The sequence below is a fragment of the Pseudomonas sp. KB_15 genome (genome assembly GCF_052114525.1).
GTDB lineage: Bacteria > Pseudomonadota > Gammaproteobacteria > Pseudomonadales > Pseudomonadaceae > Aquipseudomonas.
Genome location: NZ_JBFREX010000017.1, coordinates 76,291 through 91,037 on the forward strand (window position 1 = coordinate 76,291; position 14,747 = coordinate 91,037).

14 protein-coding genes, 1 pseudogene and 1 riboswitch are annotated in these 14,747 nt (G+C 59.7%); of the genes and pseudogenes, 8 read left to right on the plus strand and 7 right to left on the minus strand.

Annotation, left to right across the window (positions count from 1 at the left end):
- Positions 1–80 precede the first annotated feature (80 nt).
- Both htpG and AB4Z35_RS16040 read left to right on the plus strand, forming a co-directional pair.
- On the plus strand, positions 81–1,985 hold the full coding sequence (htpG, locus tag AB4Z35_RS16035) for a molecular chaperone HtpG (RefSeq protein WP_442098056.1): 1,905 nt from the start codon (positions 81–83) through the stop codon (positions 1,983–1,985).
- A gap of 67 nt (positions 1,986–2,052) precedes the next feature.
- Positions 2,053–2,781: a dienelactone hydrolase family protein gene (locus tag AB4Z35_RS16040; protein ID WP_007998095.1), complete on the plus strand. Its 729-nt coding sequence runs from the start codon at positions 2,053–2,055 to the stop codon at positions 2,779–2,781.
- A 131-nt stretch (positions 2,782–2,912) separates the two neighbouring features.
- Here the strand turns inward: AB4Z35_RS16040 and AB4Z35_RS16045 are convergent, their stop codons facing one another.
- The 5 genes from AB4Z35_RS16045 to purM form a co-directional block, all read right to left on the minus strand.
- Positions 2,913–3,773, minus strand: a complete 861-nt coding sequence (locus AB4Z35_RS16045) for a pirin family protein (RefSeq protein WP_442098057.1) — start codon at positions 3,771–3,773, stop codon at positions 2,913–2,915.
- Between the two features lie 62 nt (positions 3,774–3,835).
- Positions 3,836–4,252 (minus strand): OsmC family protein, encoded by a 417-nt coding sequence (locus tag AB4Z35_RS16050; RefSeq protein WP_008049704.1) that lies wholly within the window; start codon positions 4,250–4,252, stop codon positions 3,836–3,838.
- 141 nt (positions 4,253–4,393) lie between these two features.
- Complete coding sequence (locus tag AB4Z35_RS16055) at positions 4,394–5,107, minus strand: DUF3108 domain-containing protein (protein ID WP_442098058.1); 714 nt, start codon at positions 5,105–5,107, stop codon at positions 4,394–4,396.
- 8 nt (positions 5,108–5,115) lie between these two features.
- Positions 5,116–5,766 (minus strand): phosphoribosylglycinamide formyltransferase, encoded by a 651-nt coding sequence (purN, locus tag AB4Z35_RS16060; RefSeq protein ID WP_442098060.1) that lies wholly within the window; start codon positions 5,764–5,766, stop codon positions 5,116–5,118.
- Positions 5,766–6,824, minus strand: a complete 1,059-nt coding sequence (purM, locus tag AB4Z35_RS16065) for a phosphoribosylformylglycinamidine cyclo-ligase (RefSeq protein ID WP_008049708.1) — start codon at positions 6,822–6,824, stop codon at positions 5,766–5,768. The genes purN and purM overlap by 1 nt, the downstream gene beginning before the upstream one ends.
- Positions 6,825–7,208: 384 nt before the next feature.
- Between purM and AB4Z35_RS16070 the strand changes: the two genes are divergently transcribed.
- From AB4Z35_RS16070 to AB4Z35_RS16095, 6 genes are all read left to right on the plus strand, one after another.
- The gene (locus AB4Z35_RS16070; RefSeq protein WP_442098061.1) at positions 7,209–8,261 is read left to right on the plus strand and encodes a DUF2066 domain-containing protein; all 1,053 of its coding nucleotides are present in this window, start codon (positions 7,209–7,211) and stop codon (positions 8,259–8,261) included.
- A 36-nt stretch (positions 8,262–8,297) separates the two neighbouring features.
- Entirely contained in the window at positions 8,298–9,371 is a 1,074-nt protein-coding gene (locus tag AB4Z35_RS16075; RefSeq protein WP_007998106.1) for an AI-2E family transporter, read from the plus strand.
- A gap of 230 nt (positions 9,372–9,601) precedes the next feature.
- On the plus strand, positions 9,602–10,306 hold the full coding sequence (gene hda, locus AB4Z35_RS16080) for a DnaA regulatory inactivator Hda (protein ID WP_007998108.1): 705 nt from the start codon (positions 9,602–9,604) through the stop codon (positions 10,304–10,306).
- A 222-nt stretch (positions 10,307–10,528) separates the two neighbouring features.
- A complete protein-coding gene (locus tag AB4Z35_RS16085) occupies positions 10,529–11,176 on the plus strand; it encodes a C40 family peptidase (RefSeq protein ID WP_442098062.1) in 648 nt (215 codons plus the stop codon).
- A gap of 165 nt (positions 11,177–11,341) precedes the next feature.
- On the plus strand, positions 11,342–11,878 hold the full coding sequence (locus AB4Z35_RS16090; RefSeq protein WP_442098063.1) for a C40 family peptidase: 537 nt from the start codon (positions 11,342–11,344) through the stop codon (positions 11,876–11,878).
- Positions 11,879–11,896: 18 nt separating this feature from the next.
- The gene (locus AB4Z35_RS16095; protein WP_442098064.1) at positions 11,897–12,559 is read left to right on the plus strand and encodes an O-methyltransferase; all 663 of its coding nucleotides are present in this window, start codon (positions 11,897–11,899) and stop codon (positions 12,557–12,559) included.
- A 90-nt stretch (positions 12,560–12,649) separates the two neighbouring features.
- Here the strand turns inward: AB4Z35_RS16095 and AB4Z35_RS16100 are convergent.
- Both AB4Z35_RS16100 and AB4Z35_RS16105 read right to left on the minus strand, forming a co-directional pair.
- Positions 12,650–13,642: pseudogene (locus AB4Z35_RS16100) on the minus strand (PQQ-dependent sugar dehydrogenase); the annotation flags it as partial.
- 67 nt (positions 13,643–13,709) lie between these two features.
- Positions 13,710–14,294, minus strand: a complete 585-nt coding sequence (locus tag AB4Z35_RS16105; RefSeq protein WP_008001274.1) for a hypothetical protein — start codon at positions 14,292–14,294, stop codon at positions 13,710–13,712.
- 153 nt (positions 14,295–14,447) lie between these two features.
- Positions 14,448–14,680, plus strand: a riboswitch (cobalamin riboswitch).
- Positions 14,681–14,747 lie beyond the last annotated feature (67 nt).

Here is a 14,747-nt window from a genome sequence, read left to right on the forward strand (position 1 = left end):
CGGTGCCCCAAACTCTGAGGACAACCCGCCGCCGACCCTCAAGGTCGCGGCTTATGCCATCTGATTGGAGTTTGATGACCATGAGTGTGGAAACTCAAAAGGAAACCCTGGGCTTCCAGACCGAGGTGAAGCAACTGCTGCATCTCATGATCCATTCGTTGTATTCCAACAAGGAAATTTTCCTTCGCGAATTGATCTCGAACGCCTCTGACGCTGTCGACAAATTACGTTTCGAAGCCCTGGCCAAGCCAGAGCTGCTGGAAGGTGGCGCCGAACTGAAAATCCGCGTGAGCTTCGACAAGGACGCTAAAACCGTCACCCTCGAAGACAACGGTATCGGCATGAGCCGCGAAGACGCGATCACCCACCTGGGTACCATCGCCAAGTCCGGCACCGCCGATTTCATGAAGCACCTGACCGGCGACCAGAAGAAAGACTCGCACCTGATCGGCCAGTTCGGTGTCGGCTTCTACTCCGCATTCATCGTCGCTGACAAAGTCGATGTGTTCAGCCGTCGTGCCGGCAGCGCTGCCAGCGAAGGCGTGCACTGGTCGTCCAAGGGCGAAGGCGACTTCGAAGTTGCGACCATCGACAAGGCCGAGCGCGGCACTCGCATCGTCCTGCACCTGAAATCCGGTGAAGACGAGTTCGCCGATGGCTGGCGCCTGCGCAACATCATCAAGAAGTACTCCGACCACATCGCCTTGCCAATCGAGTTGCCGAAAGAAGTGGCAGCCACCGAGGGCGAGGAGAAGCCTGCCGTTGAATGGGAAACCGTCAACCGCGCCAGCGCCCTGTGGACCCGTCCGCGTACCGAAATCAAGGACGAGGAATATCAGGAGTTCTACAAGCACATCGCTCACGACTTCGAAAACCCGCTGAGCTGGAGCCACAACAAGGTCGAAGGCAAGCTGGAATACAGCTCGCTGCTGTACGTGCCGACCCGCGCTCCGTTCGACCTGTACCAGCGTGAAGCGCCGAAAGGCCTGAAATTGTACGTGCAGCGCGTATTCGTCATGGATCAGGCTGAGTCCTTCCTGCCGTTGTACCTGCGCTTCATCAAGGGCGTGGTCGATTCCAACGACCTGTCGCTGAATGTGTCGCGGGAAATCCTGCAGAAAGACCCGATCATCGATTCCATGAAGTCGGCGCTGACCAAGCGCGTTCTGGACATGCTGGAAAAACTGGCGAAGAACGAGCCCGAGCAGTACAAAGGCTTCTGGAAAAACTTCGGTCAGGTCATGAAAGAAGGCCCGGCAGAAGACTTCGCCAACAAGGAAAAAATCGCCGGTCTGCTGCGTTTCGCATCGACCAATGGCGATGATGGCGAACAGGTTGTTGGCCTGGCCGAATACCTGGCGCGCGCCAAAGAAGGTCAGGACAAGATCTACTACCTGACCGGCGAAACCTACGCGCAGGTCAAAAACAGCCCGCACCTGGAAGTCTTCCGCAAGAAAGGCATCGAAGTGCTGCTGCTGACTGATCGCATCGACGAGTGGCTGATGAGCTACCTCAGCGACTTCGACGGCAAGAGCTTTGTCGACGTGGCGCGCGGTGACCTGGACCTCGGCAACCTGGACTCGGAAGAGGACAAGAAGGCAGCGCAAGAAGTCGCCAAGGCCAAAGAAGGTCTGGTTGAGCGTCTGAAGACCGCGCTGGGCGAATCCGTTGCGGAAGTTCGGGTGTCCCATCGCCTGACCGACTCGCCGGCGATCCTGGCCATCGGTGAGCAGGACCTGGGCCTGCAGATGCGCCAGATCCTGGAAGCCAGCGGTCAGAAGGTTCCGGATTCGAAGCCGATCTTCGAATTCAACCCGGCTCACCCGCTGATCGAGAAGCTCGACAACGAGCAGAGCGACGAGCGCTTCGGCGATCTGTCGCACATCCTCTTCGATCAGGCGGCCCTGGCGGCCGGCGACAGCTTGAAAGACCCGGCCGCGTATGTGCGCCGTCTCAACAAGCTGTTGGTCGAACTGTCGGCTTGATTGTGTTGTAGAAAAACCCGCTTCGGCGGGTTTTTTCATTCCGGTGCTAAAAAATCAGGAGTCAGAAATGAGCCAGATCACTGTACGTTCCGTTGCCTATCAGATTGACGGCCAGGCTTACGAAAGCCGTCTGGCCTTCGATGCCGACCATAAAGGCCCGCGTCCGGGTTTGTTGATGGCGCCGAACTGGATGGGCGTCAGCGCCGGTGCCGAAGAGATCGCCAGGTCGGTGGCATCCAAGGGGTATGTGGTGCTGATCGCAGACCTTTACGGTCAATCGGTTCGTCCGACGAACAATGACGAGGCCGGCGCGGCAATGATGCCGTTGAAGAATGACCGCGCATTGCTGCGCAAGCGCATGCAGGCGGCGTTCGAGCAGTTGCAGGGGCAGGGCGAGGCGGCAGTCGATACGTCGAAGCTGGCGACCTACGGTTTCTGCTTCGGCGGTTGCTGCGCCCTGGAATTTGCCCGTACCGGCGCGCCAGTGAAAGCTGCGGTATCGTTCCACGGCACGCTGGACACACCGAATCCGGCCGATGCAAAAAATATCCAGGGTAAGGTGCTGGTACTGCACGGTGCCTCCGATCCACTGGTGCCAAAGGAGCAGTTGCCGGCATTCGAAGATGAAATGAACGCGGCAGGTGTGGACTGGCAGTTGCTGAGCTACGGCGGTGCGTTCCACTCATTCACCGACCCGCACGCCAAGGTGCCGGGCATGATGATGTATGACGCGAAGATCGCTGCCCGGGCGTTCACCTCGATGCATAACTTGCTGGATGAAGTGTTCAAGGGTTGATCGTGATTTGGTCGGTGTGAGTGCCGGCCCCTTCGCGGGCAAGCCCGCTCCCACATTTGACCGAGTCGGTAACACAATTCCCTGTGGGAGCGGGCTTGCCCGCGAAGGCGGCCTGACAAACGATATAAAAACTAAGGCAGTTCGATCCGCTCGCTTTCCCCCGGCACCGTCGGCCAGTCCCCGGCCGCCCAGCGCCGCCGTGCTTCATCAATCGCTGCCGGATCGCTCGCGACGAAATTCCAGTTGATCCGCCGTGGCCCGTCCAGCGGTGCACCGCCAAACAACACGGCGTGACTGTCGCTTTCAGCAAACAGGGTCATCTCTTCCCCGGCAGGCAGTACCACCAGCGAATGCGGCTCTAGTGGCTCGCCATCCAGTTGCACTTCGCCGCTCAACACATACAGCGCACGTTCCTCATGCTCGGTGGGGATCAACAGCGTTGTCGCCGTTTGCAGGTGCAGTTCCGCGTACAACGTAGGAGAAAGCACCGGCACTGGTGATTCCAGGCAAAAGCCTGACCCGGCAATCATGCGAATCTTCACCCCCAGGTTTTCGCTGACCGGCAATGTGGAAGCCGGATGGTGGCTGTAATGCCCCGGACCTTGTTCTTTATCCTTGGGCGAGGCCAGCCAGATCTGCAAACCGTGCATCGTGAAACCGCTTTTTTTCAGGGCCTCAGGCGTGCGTTCCACGTGGGCAATGGCACTGCCAGCCGTCATCCAGCTGACGTCGCCAGTCCCGACCACTTGATCGGAGCCGAGGCTGTCCTTGTGCTGGATCTGCCCCTGGAACAAGTAAGTGAGGGTGGACAGGCCAATGTGCGGATGCTGGCGGATGTTCATGCCTTTGCCCGGCGGATAACGGGTTTCCAGCATGTGATCGAAAAACACGAATGGCCCGACGCTGCGGCACTTGGCAGATGGCAGTGGACGCAGAATTGGCTGACCTTCGACATCTTCGGTGCGGGGGCGGATCACGAGTGGAGTGTTCATGGTGCGTTCCAGGCTGAGCGGGTAATGCATTCGAGCATAACCCGCTTGCGCAGCCCTTGCCGCTATTGGCTGAACGCGCCTTCGGACAAATGAGTTTCGATGCTGACTTCAGACGTGGTCATCAGCTTGTGGATCGGGCAGCGATCGGCCACGCGGTGCAGTTCGTCGCGCTGGGCGTCGGTGAGCACGCCCTTGAGGGTCAGTTTGACGTGCAGCGCGTACTGGCCCTTCTGTTCCAGGCTGTTGTCGCGCTTGACCTCGACGCCGACACCGGTCAGCGGGATGTCCTTCTTCCTGGCATACAGCTTCAAGGTCAAGGCTTTGCAGGCACCCAGCGCGGCATCGAAATAATCGTGCGGCTCCGGCGCCGAGCCCTCTCCGCCAGCCGTGACGGGCACGTCGGCGAAGAGTTCATGGTCATCGATCTGGACGCTGTGGCGAAAGCCTTCGGCAGAAACGGTGTTGACAGTAACGGTCATGGGAAACCTCGCGGGCGACAGGAAATCTCATTCGATCAAAAAAGACCTTGAAGGTATAGAGCCATCGCGCTTGTCGGCGTTCCAATTTTCGAACTCACAAAAAAGCCCCGCAATGGCGGGGCTTCATGGTATCGATCCGGATCAGCTGCCTTTGACTTCCTTGCCGTTGACCGTACCGTTCAGGAGCATGATGTTGTACTCCTTGCCGTCGGTTTCGACCTGTTGCAGGCGGACCAGCAGGTAATCCCAGTCCTTGGCGAACCACATCACGGTGATGCGTTTGTTTTGTGTCGGGTCGCGCACACGTTCAACCTTGATCGCATCGATCTTGCCGGCCTTGGTGTCGACCTTCTCAGCGCCCAGCACGCGGAAGTCATAGGTATCGACTTCACTGCCATCGACTACCTGATAGGTCATGCTTTTCTTGCCGATGGCAACGTCTTGCTGCAAAGCCAGCTGATAGCTGGATTTGTCGAGCATGCCACGGTTCAGTGGAACCTTCACTGCGTCACCGCGATCGGTGCCGGTGATCATTTTGGTGTTCCAGTCGAAGTCCAGGTCCGACTTCTTGGCCTTGCCCAGGCCGCCACGTTCAAAGTGGTACGACTCTGGAAGAAGCGTGTCCTTGTCCAGTGTCAGGGTGCTTTCCTCGGACAGGCTGGCGATCATCATCGACGCCTTGAAACTCAGTTTCCATTTGCCGTCGCTGGTTTTTTCGAGGCTGCGCTCGGCAGTGCCACTCATGGGCAGCTGTTTCCAGTCGGCGGTGTAGCTGGCGGAGAAAGGTTGAAGGTCTGCCGCCTGGGCGAAGGGCAAGGCGAGCAGAGCGCAAGCGAAGAGCAGGGCGCGACGCATAAAATCTCCTAGTTTCGAATCAAGTGGCCGCTGGCCGCGAGTAACTGTCCATCCAGTAAAGCACCTTGCTCGCCGAGGGCCAGACGACCTTCGGCAAACCAGCGGACGGCCATCGGGTAGATCAGGTGTTCCTGAACATGGACCCGCTGCGCCAGACTCTCCGGCGAATCCTGTAACTCTACCGGTATTACAGCCTGTACGACCAGTGGTCCGCCATCGAGTTCCTCGGTGACGAAGTGCACGGAGCAGCCGTGCTCGGTGTCGCCAGCCTCCAGCGCGCGCTGATGAGTGTGTAACCCTTTGTATTTGGGTAGCAGCGATGGATGGATATTGAGCAGGCGACCCTGATAGTGGCGTACGAAGCCAGCGCTGAGAATGCGCATGAATCCGGCCAGTACCACGAGTTCGGGATTGAAGGCGTCGATCAGTTCGATCAGCGCGGCGTCGAAGGCCTCGCGACCTTCGAAAGCCTTGTGATCCAGGGTGCGGGTGTCGATACCCGCGTCCCTGGCACGTTGCAGGCCGTAGGCGTCGGCGCGGTTGGAAATCACCGCAGCGATGCGGACCGGGCTGTCGCCGGTCCGCATGCTGTCGATCAGGGCCTGCAAGTTACTGCCGGTGCCGGACAACAGCACCACCACATCACAGGTCTGGGACATCAATGAGCCTTGAGGTTCTTCAGTTCAACCTGGGCTGCGCCTTCGGCAGCGGTGGAGATCTGGCCGATGACCCAAGGCTGCTCGCCCGCTTCGCGCAGTACGTTCAGGGCGGCTTCAACGTGCTCCTGAGCCACGCAGATGACCATGCCCACGCCGCAGTTCAGCACGCGGTGCATTTCGTTCTCGTCGACGTTGCCTTTCTCTTGCAGCCAGTCGAACACTGCCGGGCGGTTCCAGCTGGCCACGTCAACCACAGCCTGCGCGCCTTTTGGCAGAACGCGCGGAATGTTGTCCAGCAGGCCGCCACCGGTGATGTGGGCCATGGCTTTGACAGCGCCGGTTTCCTTGATCAGCTTGAGCAGCGGCTTCACGTAGATGCGGGTCGGGGCCATCAGCAGGTCGGTCAGCGGCTTGCCGTCGAGCTGGGTGTTTTCGATGTCGGCGCCGGACACTTCGATGATCTTGCGGATCAGCGAGTAGCCGTTGGAGTGCGGACCGGAAGACGGCAGGGCGAGCAGGGCATCGCCGGCAGCGACTTTGGAACCGTCGATGATTTCGGATTTTTCCACGACGCCGACGCAGAAGCCGGCCAGGTCGTAGTCTTCGCCTTCGTACATGCCAGGCATTTCAGCGGTTTCGCCGCCGACCAGCGAGCAGCCCGACAGTTCGCAGCCAGCGCCGATGCCGGTCACAACCTGGGCAGCGGTGTCGACGTTCAGTTTGCCGGTGGCGTAGTAGTCGAGGAAGAACAGCGGCTCGGCGCCACACACCACCAGGTCGTTGACGCACATGGCAACCAGGTCGATGCCGATGCTGTCGTGCTTGTTCAGGTTCAGTGCCAGGCGCAGCTTGGTGCCGACGCCGTCAGTACCGGAAACCAGCACAGGCTGCTTGTAGCCGGCCGGGATTTCGCAGAGGGCGCCAAAACCGCCCAGGCCGCCCATGACTTCCGGGCGCGCAGTGCGCTTGGCGACGCTCTTGATGCGTTCGACCAATGCTTCACCGGCGTCGATGTCTACACCGGCGTCCTTGTAGCTCAGGGAGGGTTGCTTGCTCATGATCCAGGCCTTTAGGGGGGGATTTCTGGGTAACGACCGAGTCCATCGGGACCGCCGAAACAGGCGAAGGCGAGGGCCGTACGCGAATTTCAGGGTACCCGGCTGTTGCCGGTCTGCGAAGGCGCGCGATTTTATCAGGCTTGAGCCGCAGCGGCCATCCTCAGGCCGACAGCAGGGCCATATCCGCTCAAAAAAACCATAAAAGCGCGGTGTCGGTGGCATCCTGCATGGCTGTATAAGCTATCGCGATTAACGGTCTATCGTTATGACAGTGCGAAAACTTACCCGGAACGTGTGAATGTTTTGCGTCGGGCAGTGGTCACAGCCTTGCTCGATCGTCTTCATGCGGTCTGTTTCAGCCGCTCTTGTCGTCAGGAATCTTCCATGCGTTTTTGTAAATTCTTGCTTGTGAGTTGTTTGTCGGTGGTCAGCCTGGTCAGTCATGCCGAAACTGTCAAAGGCCTTTATCAGGTGCGCGAGCCAGTGAATGGCCAGTCGCCCGAGGAGCGCGATCAGGCGACTCAGCGTGCGTTGGACACATTGGTATTGCGCCTGACCGGCGACCCCAAGGCCGCTCAAAGTCCGGGGTTGGCAGCGATTCGCAAAGACCCGCAACAGATCATCAGCCAATACGGCTTTGATGCCGGGCCACCGGAAGTCCTGAAAGTCGATTTCGATCCGGGTACCACCGAGCAGGCCTTGCGCCGCGCCGGCCTGGCCATGTGGGGGCCCAATCGGCCGTCGATCCTCGGCTGGTGGTTGAATGATTCCACCGAGGGTTCCAGTCTGGTGGGCGACGGCCAGGCCAGCGCGGCGCCGCTGCGTCGGGCTGCCCAGCACCGTGGCTTGCCATTGCGCTTGCCATTGGCCGACCTGAACGAACAGATCGTCGCGACCGCGCCGAATCTGGAAGGCGCAGATCCCGCGCCTTTGCATGCTGCATCGGAACGCTACAACGCCGACGCCTTGCTCGCGGTACACGCCCAGGAAGAGGGCGGGCAATGGCAAGCCAAGTGGCGTCTGTGGCTGGGCGATCAGAAAGAGGCCGGCACCGTGCAGGGCGCCGATCAGGCCGCCGTGGCCGATGCGGTGATGCTGGCAGTCAACGAGCGCCTGGCACCGCGGTTTGTCGCCAGGCCCGGTGCTTCGAGCGAGCAATTGCTGGAAGTGCAAGGCATGAATCTTGAGCACTACGCGTCGCTTGGCCGTTTGCTGGAGCCATTTGGCGGGCGCGTACAACGTGTCGAGGGCGACCGGATTCTCTATCGGGTCAATGGCAGTGTCGATCAGCTGCGTGCACAGCTGTCGCTGGCCAGGCTCCAGGAAGCACCGGCGGGTCAAGCACCGGCCCCGGCCGCGCCCGTTCAGCCCGCCTCCGGCGGTTCGGTGCCTGCCGCAGCACCGGCCCCAACCCCGCAACTGCGTTTTCGCTGGTAGTTTTTCTTTCTTTATATAGAAGCAATGGAGTGGTTCATGGCCGATACGCGGCGTTGGTTCTGGCTCGGCGGGGTGGTCCTGCTTTGTGCGTTTGTCTGGTTGTTGCATCCGATCCTGACGCCGTTTCTGGTGGCGCTGCTGTTGGCCTACCTTTTCGACCCGCTGGTGGATCGGCTGGAGAAGGCAGGCTTGTCCCGAACCTGGGGTGTCGTGGCGGTGTTTACCCTGTTTGCATTGATCCTCACCACGCTGCTGTTGGTATTGGTGCCGCTGCTCGCCAGGCAGTTGTTTCGTTTGTATGAGCTGGCCCCGCAGATGCTCGACTGGCTACAGCACACGGCGTTGCCCTGGGCACAATCGAAGTTCGGCTTGTCGGAAGGTTTCTGGAAGTTCGACAAGCTCAAGGCCGCCATCAGCGAGCATATGAGTCAGACTTCCGATGTTGTCGGCGTGGTGCTGAGCCATGCTACTGCCTCGGGGCTGGCGTTGATTGGCTGGTTGGCGAATCTGGTGTTGATTCCGGTGGTGAGCTTTTATTTGTTGCGGGATTGGGACTTGATGATGGCCAAGATCCGCAGCCTGCTGCCCCGCGATCGTGAAGAACGCGCGGTATTGCTGGCAGGTGAATGCCATGTAGTGCTCGGAGCGTTCATTCGCGGACAGTTGCTGGTGATGGTGGCCTTGGGTGTGATCTACGCAGCAGGCCTGATGCTGGTCGGGTTGGAGCTGGGCTTGTTGATTGGCCTGATTGCCGGTTTGGCGGCCATCGTGCCATACATGGGGTTTATCATCGGCATTGGCGCCGCGCTGATTGCGGGGTTGTTCCAGTTCGGCGGTGATCTTTACCCGATGCTCGGCATAGTCGCGGTGTTCATGGTCGGCCAGGCACTGGAGGGTATGGTGCTGACGCCGTTGCTGGTCGGTGACCGGATTGGCCTGCACCCGGTGGCGGTGATTTTCTCGATTCTGGCCGGTGGTGAGCTGTTTGGCTTTACTGGTGTGCTACTGGCATTGCCAGTCGCGGCGGTGATCATGGTGCTGGTGCGTCATGTGCATGATTTGTATAAGGATTCTGAAGTATACGGCGGTGTCGACGAACCGCAGCTGTAGGGGGCGTCGATCGGCAATGGCAGGCTGCCCGGGTTCGTGCCAGGTCAGCCTGCTTGCTTCACGCGACTGTCACATGCACCGCCAAAGAAACTGCCATAAAACCGGTGCATTAACGCAAACCTTTGATTTTGCTTGTGGTCTGTCGCATTGTGCGGCCCGGCTCACGGGTATAAACTTCGCAAACTTTACACAGAGGCCACTAACGGTTCCTTTGGAACTGTTCAGTCAGCATGAAACCGATTCAGCTGCCCCTAGGTGTGCGTCTGCGTGACGACGCCACCTTTATCAACTACTACCCAGGCGCCAATGCCGCTGCACTCGGCTATGTCGAGCGGCTGTGCGAAGCCGACGCCGGCTGGACCGAGAGCCTGATCTACCTTTGGGGCAAGGACGGGGTAGGGCGTACGCACCTGTTGCAGGCCGCCTGCCTGCGCTTCGAGCAATTGGGGGAGCCGGCGGTGTACCTGCCGTTGGCCGAGTTGCTGGATCGCGGTACCGAAATCCTCGACAACCTGGAGCAGTACGAACTGGTCTGCCTGGATGATTTGCAAGTGGTTGCCGGGCGAGCGGACTGGGAAGAGGCGCTGTTTCATCTGTTCAATCGCTTGCGCGACAGCGGCCGACGTTTGCTGATTGCCGCCTCGACATCCCCGCGCGAGTTGCCGGTGAAGCTGGCGGATCTCAAGTCCCGCCTGACCCTGGCCTTGATCTTTCAGATGCGCCCGTTGTCCGATGAGGACAAGTTGCGTGCGCTGCAATTGCGCGCATCCCGTCGTGGGCTGCATCTGACCGACGAAGTCGGGCATTTCATTTTGACTCGCGGTACCCGCAGCATGAGTGCACTTTTCGAGCTGCTCGAGCGTCTCGATCAGGCCTCCCTCCAGGCTCAGCGCAAGCTGACAATCCCGTTTTTGAAAGAAACCCTCGGCTGGTAAACCCGCTGAAGCCGGGGCCTTTAGCGAGTTCGGCATATCTCAGGCGCCAGAAACCCCGCTTTCCTGCCAGGTTGCAGGCTGCGCGTATGTTTAAAATGGGCTTAAGCGCTTAGATGTAAACGAGAAACGGATAAGTCACAAAAAGATCGATTGAATTTGCAAATGAGGTTGATAGCGGGCATAGTCTCGGCTTCTTTACAACTTTCAGCCACGGTCGTGCCCATGCTAAATCGCTTCGCACCCCTCGTGCCTCTCGCACTCGTTACCCTGTTGTTCGGTTGCGCTGCCCACACTCCGGTGTCCCAGCAAGAGCAGCAACAGCAGGCCAAGAATTCTGCAACTGCCCAGTCTTCCGCTCTTTACCAGGACGCTTTTTACCAGGAAGAGAAGGCTACCGAAAATGAGCTCGCAAACTTCGCCGGTGGCAAGTCCTACCAGCTTCCGGTCCTGGCCGACAGCATCCTCGAACGCGGCATGTCCCTGATCGGTACCCGTTACCGTTTTGGCGGTACTTCTGAAGCCGGCTTCGATTGCAGTGGTTTCATCGGTTACCTCTTCCGTGAAGAAGCGGGCATGAACCTGCCACGCTCCACCCGCGAAATGATCAACGTGGACGCTCCGCTGGTCTCGCGCAGCAAGCTTGAGCCGGGCGACCTGCTGTTCTTCGCAACCAACGGCCGTCGCGGTCGCGTCAGTCACGCCGGGATCTACCTGGGTGACAACCAGTTCATCCACTCCAGCAGCCGCCGCAGCGGTGGTGTGCGCATCGATAGCCTGGGTGACAGCTACTGGAGCAAGACCTTCATCGAAGCCAAGCGCGCCCTGGCGATGGCACCTAACGCGTCGCCAATCGTCACTGCACGTAAATAAGCGGACGATTTGTAAGGCGAACTTAAAGTCTTACTTGAAGTTTGTCGCGTAGCCGCTAGAATCTTGATCTACAAATGATGGCAAACCGCCTGCGTCCCACGCAGGCGGTTTTCTTTTCTGCGCTCCCCGCAGAAAAAGCCGCAGCCAGATCAGGATGCTCTGCTTATGACGACGTCGGCCCGCCTCGCAATCATGTTCCTCGCAGCGCTGCTCAGTGCCTGCGCCAGCCGCACACCGCCTCCTGCACCGGTGGTTCGCGCCCCCATCGTATTTGGCTCCTCGCAAGCGTTTTCGCCCGAAGCGGAAGACGTGCTGTTTCGCGCGCTTGGTCTGGTGGGTACACCTTATCGCTGGGGTGGCAATACGCCGGATTCCGGATTTGATTGCAGCGGCCTGATCGCCTACGTGTATCGCGATGTCGCCGGTATTTCCTTGCCGCGCACCACTCGCGAGATGATCTCCATGCAAGCGGCGAATGTGGGCAAGGAAGGCCTGCAAACCGGTGACCTGATTTTCTTCGCCACCAATGGCGGCTCCCAGGTCAGTCATGCCGGCATCTACGTGGGAGAAGGCCGTTTCGTCCACGCGCCGGCCACCGGCGGCACCGTGAAGCTCGACAGCTTGTCCAAGGCTTATTGGCAAAAAGCTTATCTGAGCGCCAAGCGTGTTCTGCAGCCTGAACATCTGGCGCGCAATCCGTAACTTCCGGAGCTGGTGGTCATGACTGCTCGCACGCTGAATCTCGACGACGCCCTGTACCAATACCTGCTCGATGTTTCCCTGCGCGAAACGCCATTGCTCAAGCGTTTGCGCGATGAGACCCAGGCGCTGCCAATGGCACGTTGGCAGGTGGCGCCGGAGCAGGGGCAGTTTCTCGCTTTGCTGGTGAAGCTGACAGGGGCGAGGCGCTTGCTCGAGGTCGGCACCTTTACCGGTTACAGCTCCCTTTGCATGGCGGCGGCATTGCCCGCTGACGGTTCGCTGATTTGCTGTGATATCCCCGGCGACTACAACGCCACCGCGCGGCGGTACTGGCAGGAAGCGGGGCTCACCGGGCGGATTGACCTGCGCCTGGCACCGGCACTGGAAACCCTGGACGAGCTTGAGCGACAAGGGCAGGGCGAGTCGTTTGACCTGGTGTTCATCGACGCCGACAAGGCCAACTACCCGGGTTATCTGGAACACGCCCTGCGATTGCTGCGCACCGGTGGGCTGGTGGTGTTCGATAACACCCTGTGGAGCGGGCGCGTGCTTGAGACCAGTCCCGAGAGCGCGGACACCCGGGCGATCCAGGCGCTCAACCGGGCCTTGAAAGACGATGCGCGGGTGGATCTGTCGTTGTTGCCGCTGGGTGACGGGCTCACACTCTGTCGCAAACGTTGATGCTAGACCCCGTGGGAGCGGGCTTGCTCGCGAATGCAGGCTGTCAGTCGACTAAAATTTTGACTGATGTACCGCATTCGCGAGCAAGCCGTCCGGGGCAATGGCCTTGGCCACCAGGTCCGGGTTTTGCGGCTCGACGCGAATGTCGACATGCTGCCCGTAGTAACTGAACGGCCAGCCATAGAACCCGCCGTCCTTCACTGAGGTGATGTAGTCCGGTACCAGATCGCTGCCGATTTCGTCCCGTTCGTTGACCGCGGTCCACAGCGCGCCGCTGTGCGGTTCCCAGGCCATGCCATTGGGGTTGCGCAGGCCGGAGGCGAAGATGCGGTGCTGGCCGGTGACACGATCCACTTCCCAGATCGCTGCGCGACCTTCTTCCTTGTCCATGCCGTTTTCGGCGACGTTGCTGTTGGAGCCCACGGTGACGTAGAGCTTGCTGCCGTCCTTGCTGGCGATGACGTTTTTGGTCCAGTGGTGATTCAGCGGGCCGCCGGGCAAATCCACCACTTTGACGGGTTGCGACTTGATCGCCGTTTCGCCGGTTTCATAGTGGAATCGCAACAAGCGATCAGTATCGGCAACGTACAGATCTTTGCCGACCAGTGTCATGCCAAACGGCGAGTTGAGGTTTTCCAGAAACACGGTTCGGGTTTCCGCGATGCCGTCGTGATCCTTGTCCCGTAGCAGCGTGATGCGGTTCGGGCTGGGCACGGTAGAGCCGGCACGCCCCATGACTTTCTTCATGACCCAACCGCGAATGCCATTGCCGTCTTCGGGTTTGGGTGGTGCGGCGGTTTCCGCCACCAGCACATCGCCATTGGGCAGCACATAAAGCCAGCGCGGGTGATCCAGGTCTTCGGCAAAAGCGGCCACTTGGGTGCCATTGGCGGCGATGGGCTTTGCACCCACCGGCCAGCCAATGGCAGGTGCAATGTTCACGGTCGGAACCAGGGTCTTGTTGGGTTCTGGTAGTTGAGGTGACGGGCCGGTGCCGTCGGAGACTTGCAGCCTGGAGGTCTCGCCACAAGCGGCGAGCCCTCCGCAGAGCGCGATAACGAGAACGAGCGGGGGCGTGTGCATGCTGGTGTTCCCTATGAATGCCTTGTTCTAATCATAGAGAAGCGTTGTCGTCCGATGGTTCAACCTCTCAGCCGCGAGCCTCCTTGAACAGCACGGCAATGCCGGGGTGATAGTTGCCGGCTTCGTTGCGCAACTTGCGATAGGCGTAAGGGAAATACCAGGCGACAGCGCAGGTGTGTTCCTTTTGCAGGTCGTCGACCATGTCCTGGAGTTCTTCCGGCGTAGCGCCTTGCTGGGCTTTTTGCGGGGCGACAAACAGGCAGCCGAGCTTCAGGTCGCTGGCATGGCTCACTCGCTTCGCGTCGCTGGCGATGTCGAGCAGGGCCTGGTTCAGATTCAGGCTGTTGACCCGTGGCCAGCGCTGGCTGGTCTGGATGTAGGCGCGGGTCTCGGGTGAGGCGAGGAACAGGTCGGCGCGGCTGTTGCGTTCGCCTTCTTCGGTCTGTTTACGGGTTGGCGTCTGTTGCAGCGTGACCATCCCGGCCATCCAGGCGGCGGCAGACAGCAATCCGAGATTGGCTTTTTCGTCGTGCCAGTACGGTGTGTCGCCATCACCGCGGACGGCGTTATAGCGGTCGATGCATTCAAACCAGCGCTCGAGCACCGGGCGCAGGAATTCCAGCTTTGGATTGCTGATGATCATGCCTTGCATGGGCTCACCCTTGTTGTTGTGTTACGGGATTGTGGCTCTTTGATATCATTGCTGAGAGCGTGGCACAAGATTGACGTCAGTTTATTGATTGGCAGCAGTTATTCGGCAGGTGGCCTCCCGGCTTTAATTGACGCTCCACCCCCAACCCTCTAACCTTCGCGGCTTGTTTCAGGTGCTCTGTGGCTTGGGTCGACAGAGTGAAACAGGGAAGCCGGTGAGTGAGTTCTTCTGTTGGTCGAAGGCCCGCAATTCCGGCGCTGCCCCCGCAACGGTAAATGAGTGAAAACTGTGTCTGGTGCCACTGTGTCGATTCGATGCGGGAAGGCGCACAGTCTGGCCCTGCGCCACTCATGAGCCCGGAGACCGGCCTGATTCATCCAGCGGCATCACGGTGGGCGATGCCAGGCTTTTTGCCTTCTATTGTTGTGCCTGCCCGCCGTTATTCCAGCCTCA

What these genes read in the sequence shown, in the direction of transcription:
- htpG (WP_442098056.1), top strand. Translation starts at nt 81, where the DNA reads ATGAGTGTGGAAACTCAAAAGGAAACCCTGGGCTTCCAGACCGAGGTG.
- AB4Z35_RS16040 (WP_007998095.1), top strand. Translation starts at nt 2,053, where the DNA reads ATGAGCCAGATCACTGTACGTTCCGTTGCCTATCAGATTGACGGCCAG.
- AB4Z35_RS16045 (WP_442098057.1), bottom strand. Translation starts at nt 3,773, where the DNA reads ATGAACACTCCACTCGTGATCCGCCCCCGCACCGAAGATGTCGAAGGT.
- AB4Z35_RS16050 (WP_008049704.1), bottom strand. Translation starts at nt 4,252, where the DNA reads ATGACCGTTACTGTCAACACCGTTTCTGCCGAAGGCTTTCGCCACAGC.
- AB4Z35_RS16055 (WP_442098058.1), bottom strand. Translation starts at nt 5,107, where the DNA reads ATGCGTCGCGCCCTGCTCTTCGCTTGCGCTCTGCTCGCCTTGCCCTTC.
- purN (WP_442098060.1), bottom strand. Translation starts at nt 5,766, where the DNA reads ATGTCCCAGACCTGTGATGTGGTGGTGCTGTTGTCCGGCACCGGCAGT.
- purM (WP_008049708.1), bottom strand. Translation starts at nt 6,824, where the DNA reads ATGAGCAAGCAACCCTCCCTGAGCTACAAGGACGCCGGTGTAGACATC.
- AB4Z35_RS16070 (WP_442098061.1), top strand. Translation starts at nt 7,209, where the DNA reads ATGCGTTTTTGTAAATTCTTGCTTGTGAGTTGTTTGTCGGTGGTCAGC.
- AB4Z35_RS16075 (WP_007998106.1), top strand. Translation starts at nt 8,298, where the DNA reads ATGGCCGATACGCGGCGTTGGTTCTGGCTCGGCGGGGTGGTCCTGCTT.
- hda (WP_007998108.1), top strand. Translation starts at nt 9,602, where the DNA reads ATGAAACCGATTCAGCTGCCCCTAGGTGTGCGTCTGCGTGACGACGCC.
- AB4Z35_RS16085 (WP_442098062.1), top strand. Translation starts at nt 10,529, where the DNA reads ATGCTAAATCGCTTCGCACCCCTCGTGCCTCTCGCACTCGTTACCCTG.
- AB4Z35_RS16090 (WP_442098063.1), top strand. Translation starts at nt 11,342, where the DNA reads ATGACGACGTCGGCCCGCCTCGCAATCATGTTCCTCGCAGCGCTGCTC.
- AB4Z35_RS16095 (WP_442098064.1), top strand. Translation starts at nt 11,897, where the DNA reads ATGACTGCTCGCACGCTGAATCTCGACGACGCCCTGTACCAATACCTG.
- AB4Z35_RS16105 (WP_008001274.1), bottom strand. Translation starts at nt 14,294, where the DNA reads ATGCAAGGCATGATCATCAGCAATCCAAAGCTGGAATTCCTGCGCCCG.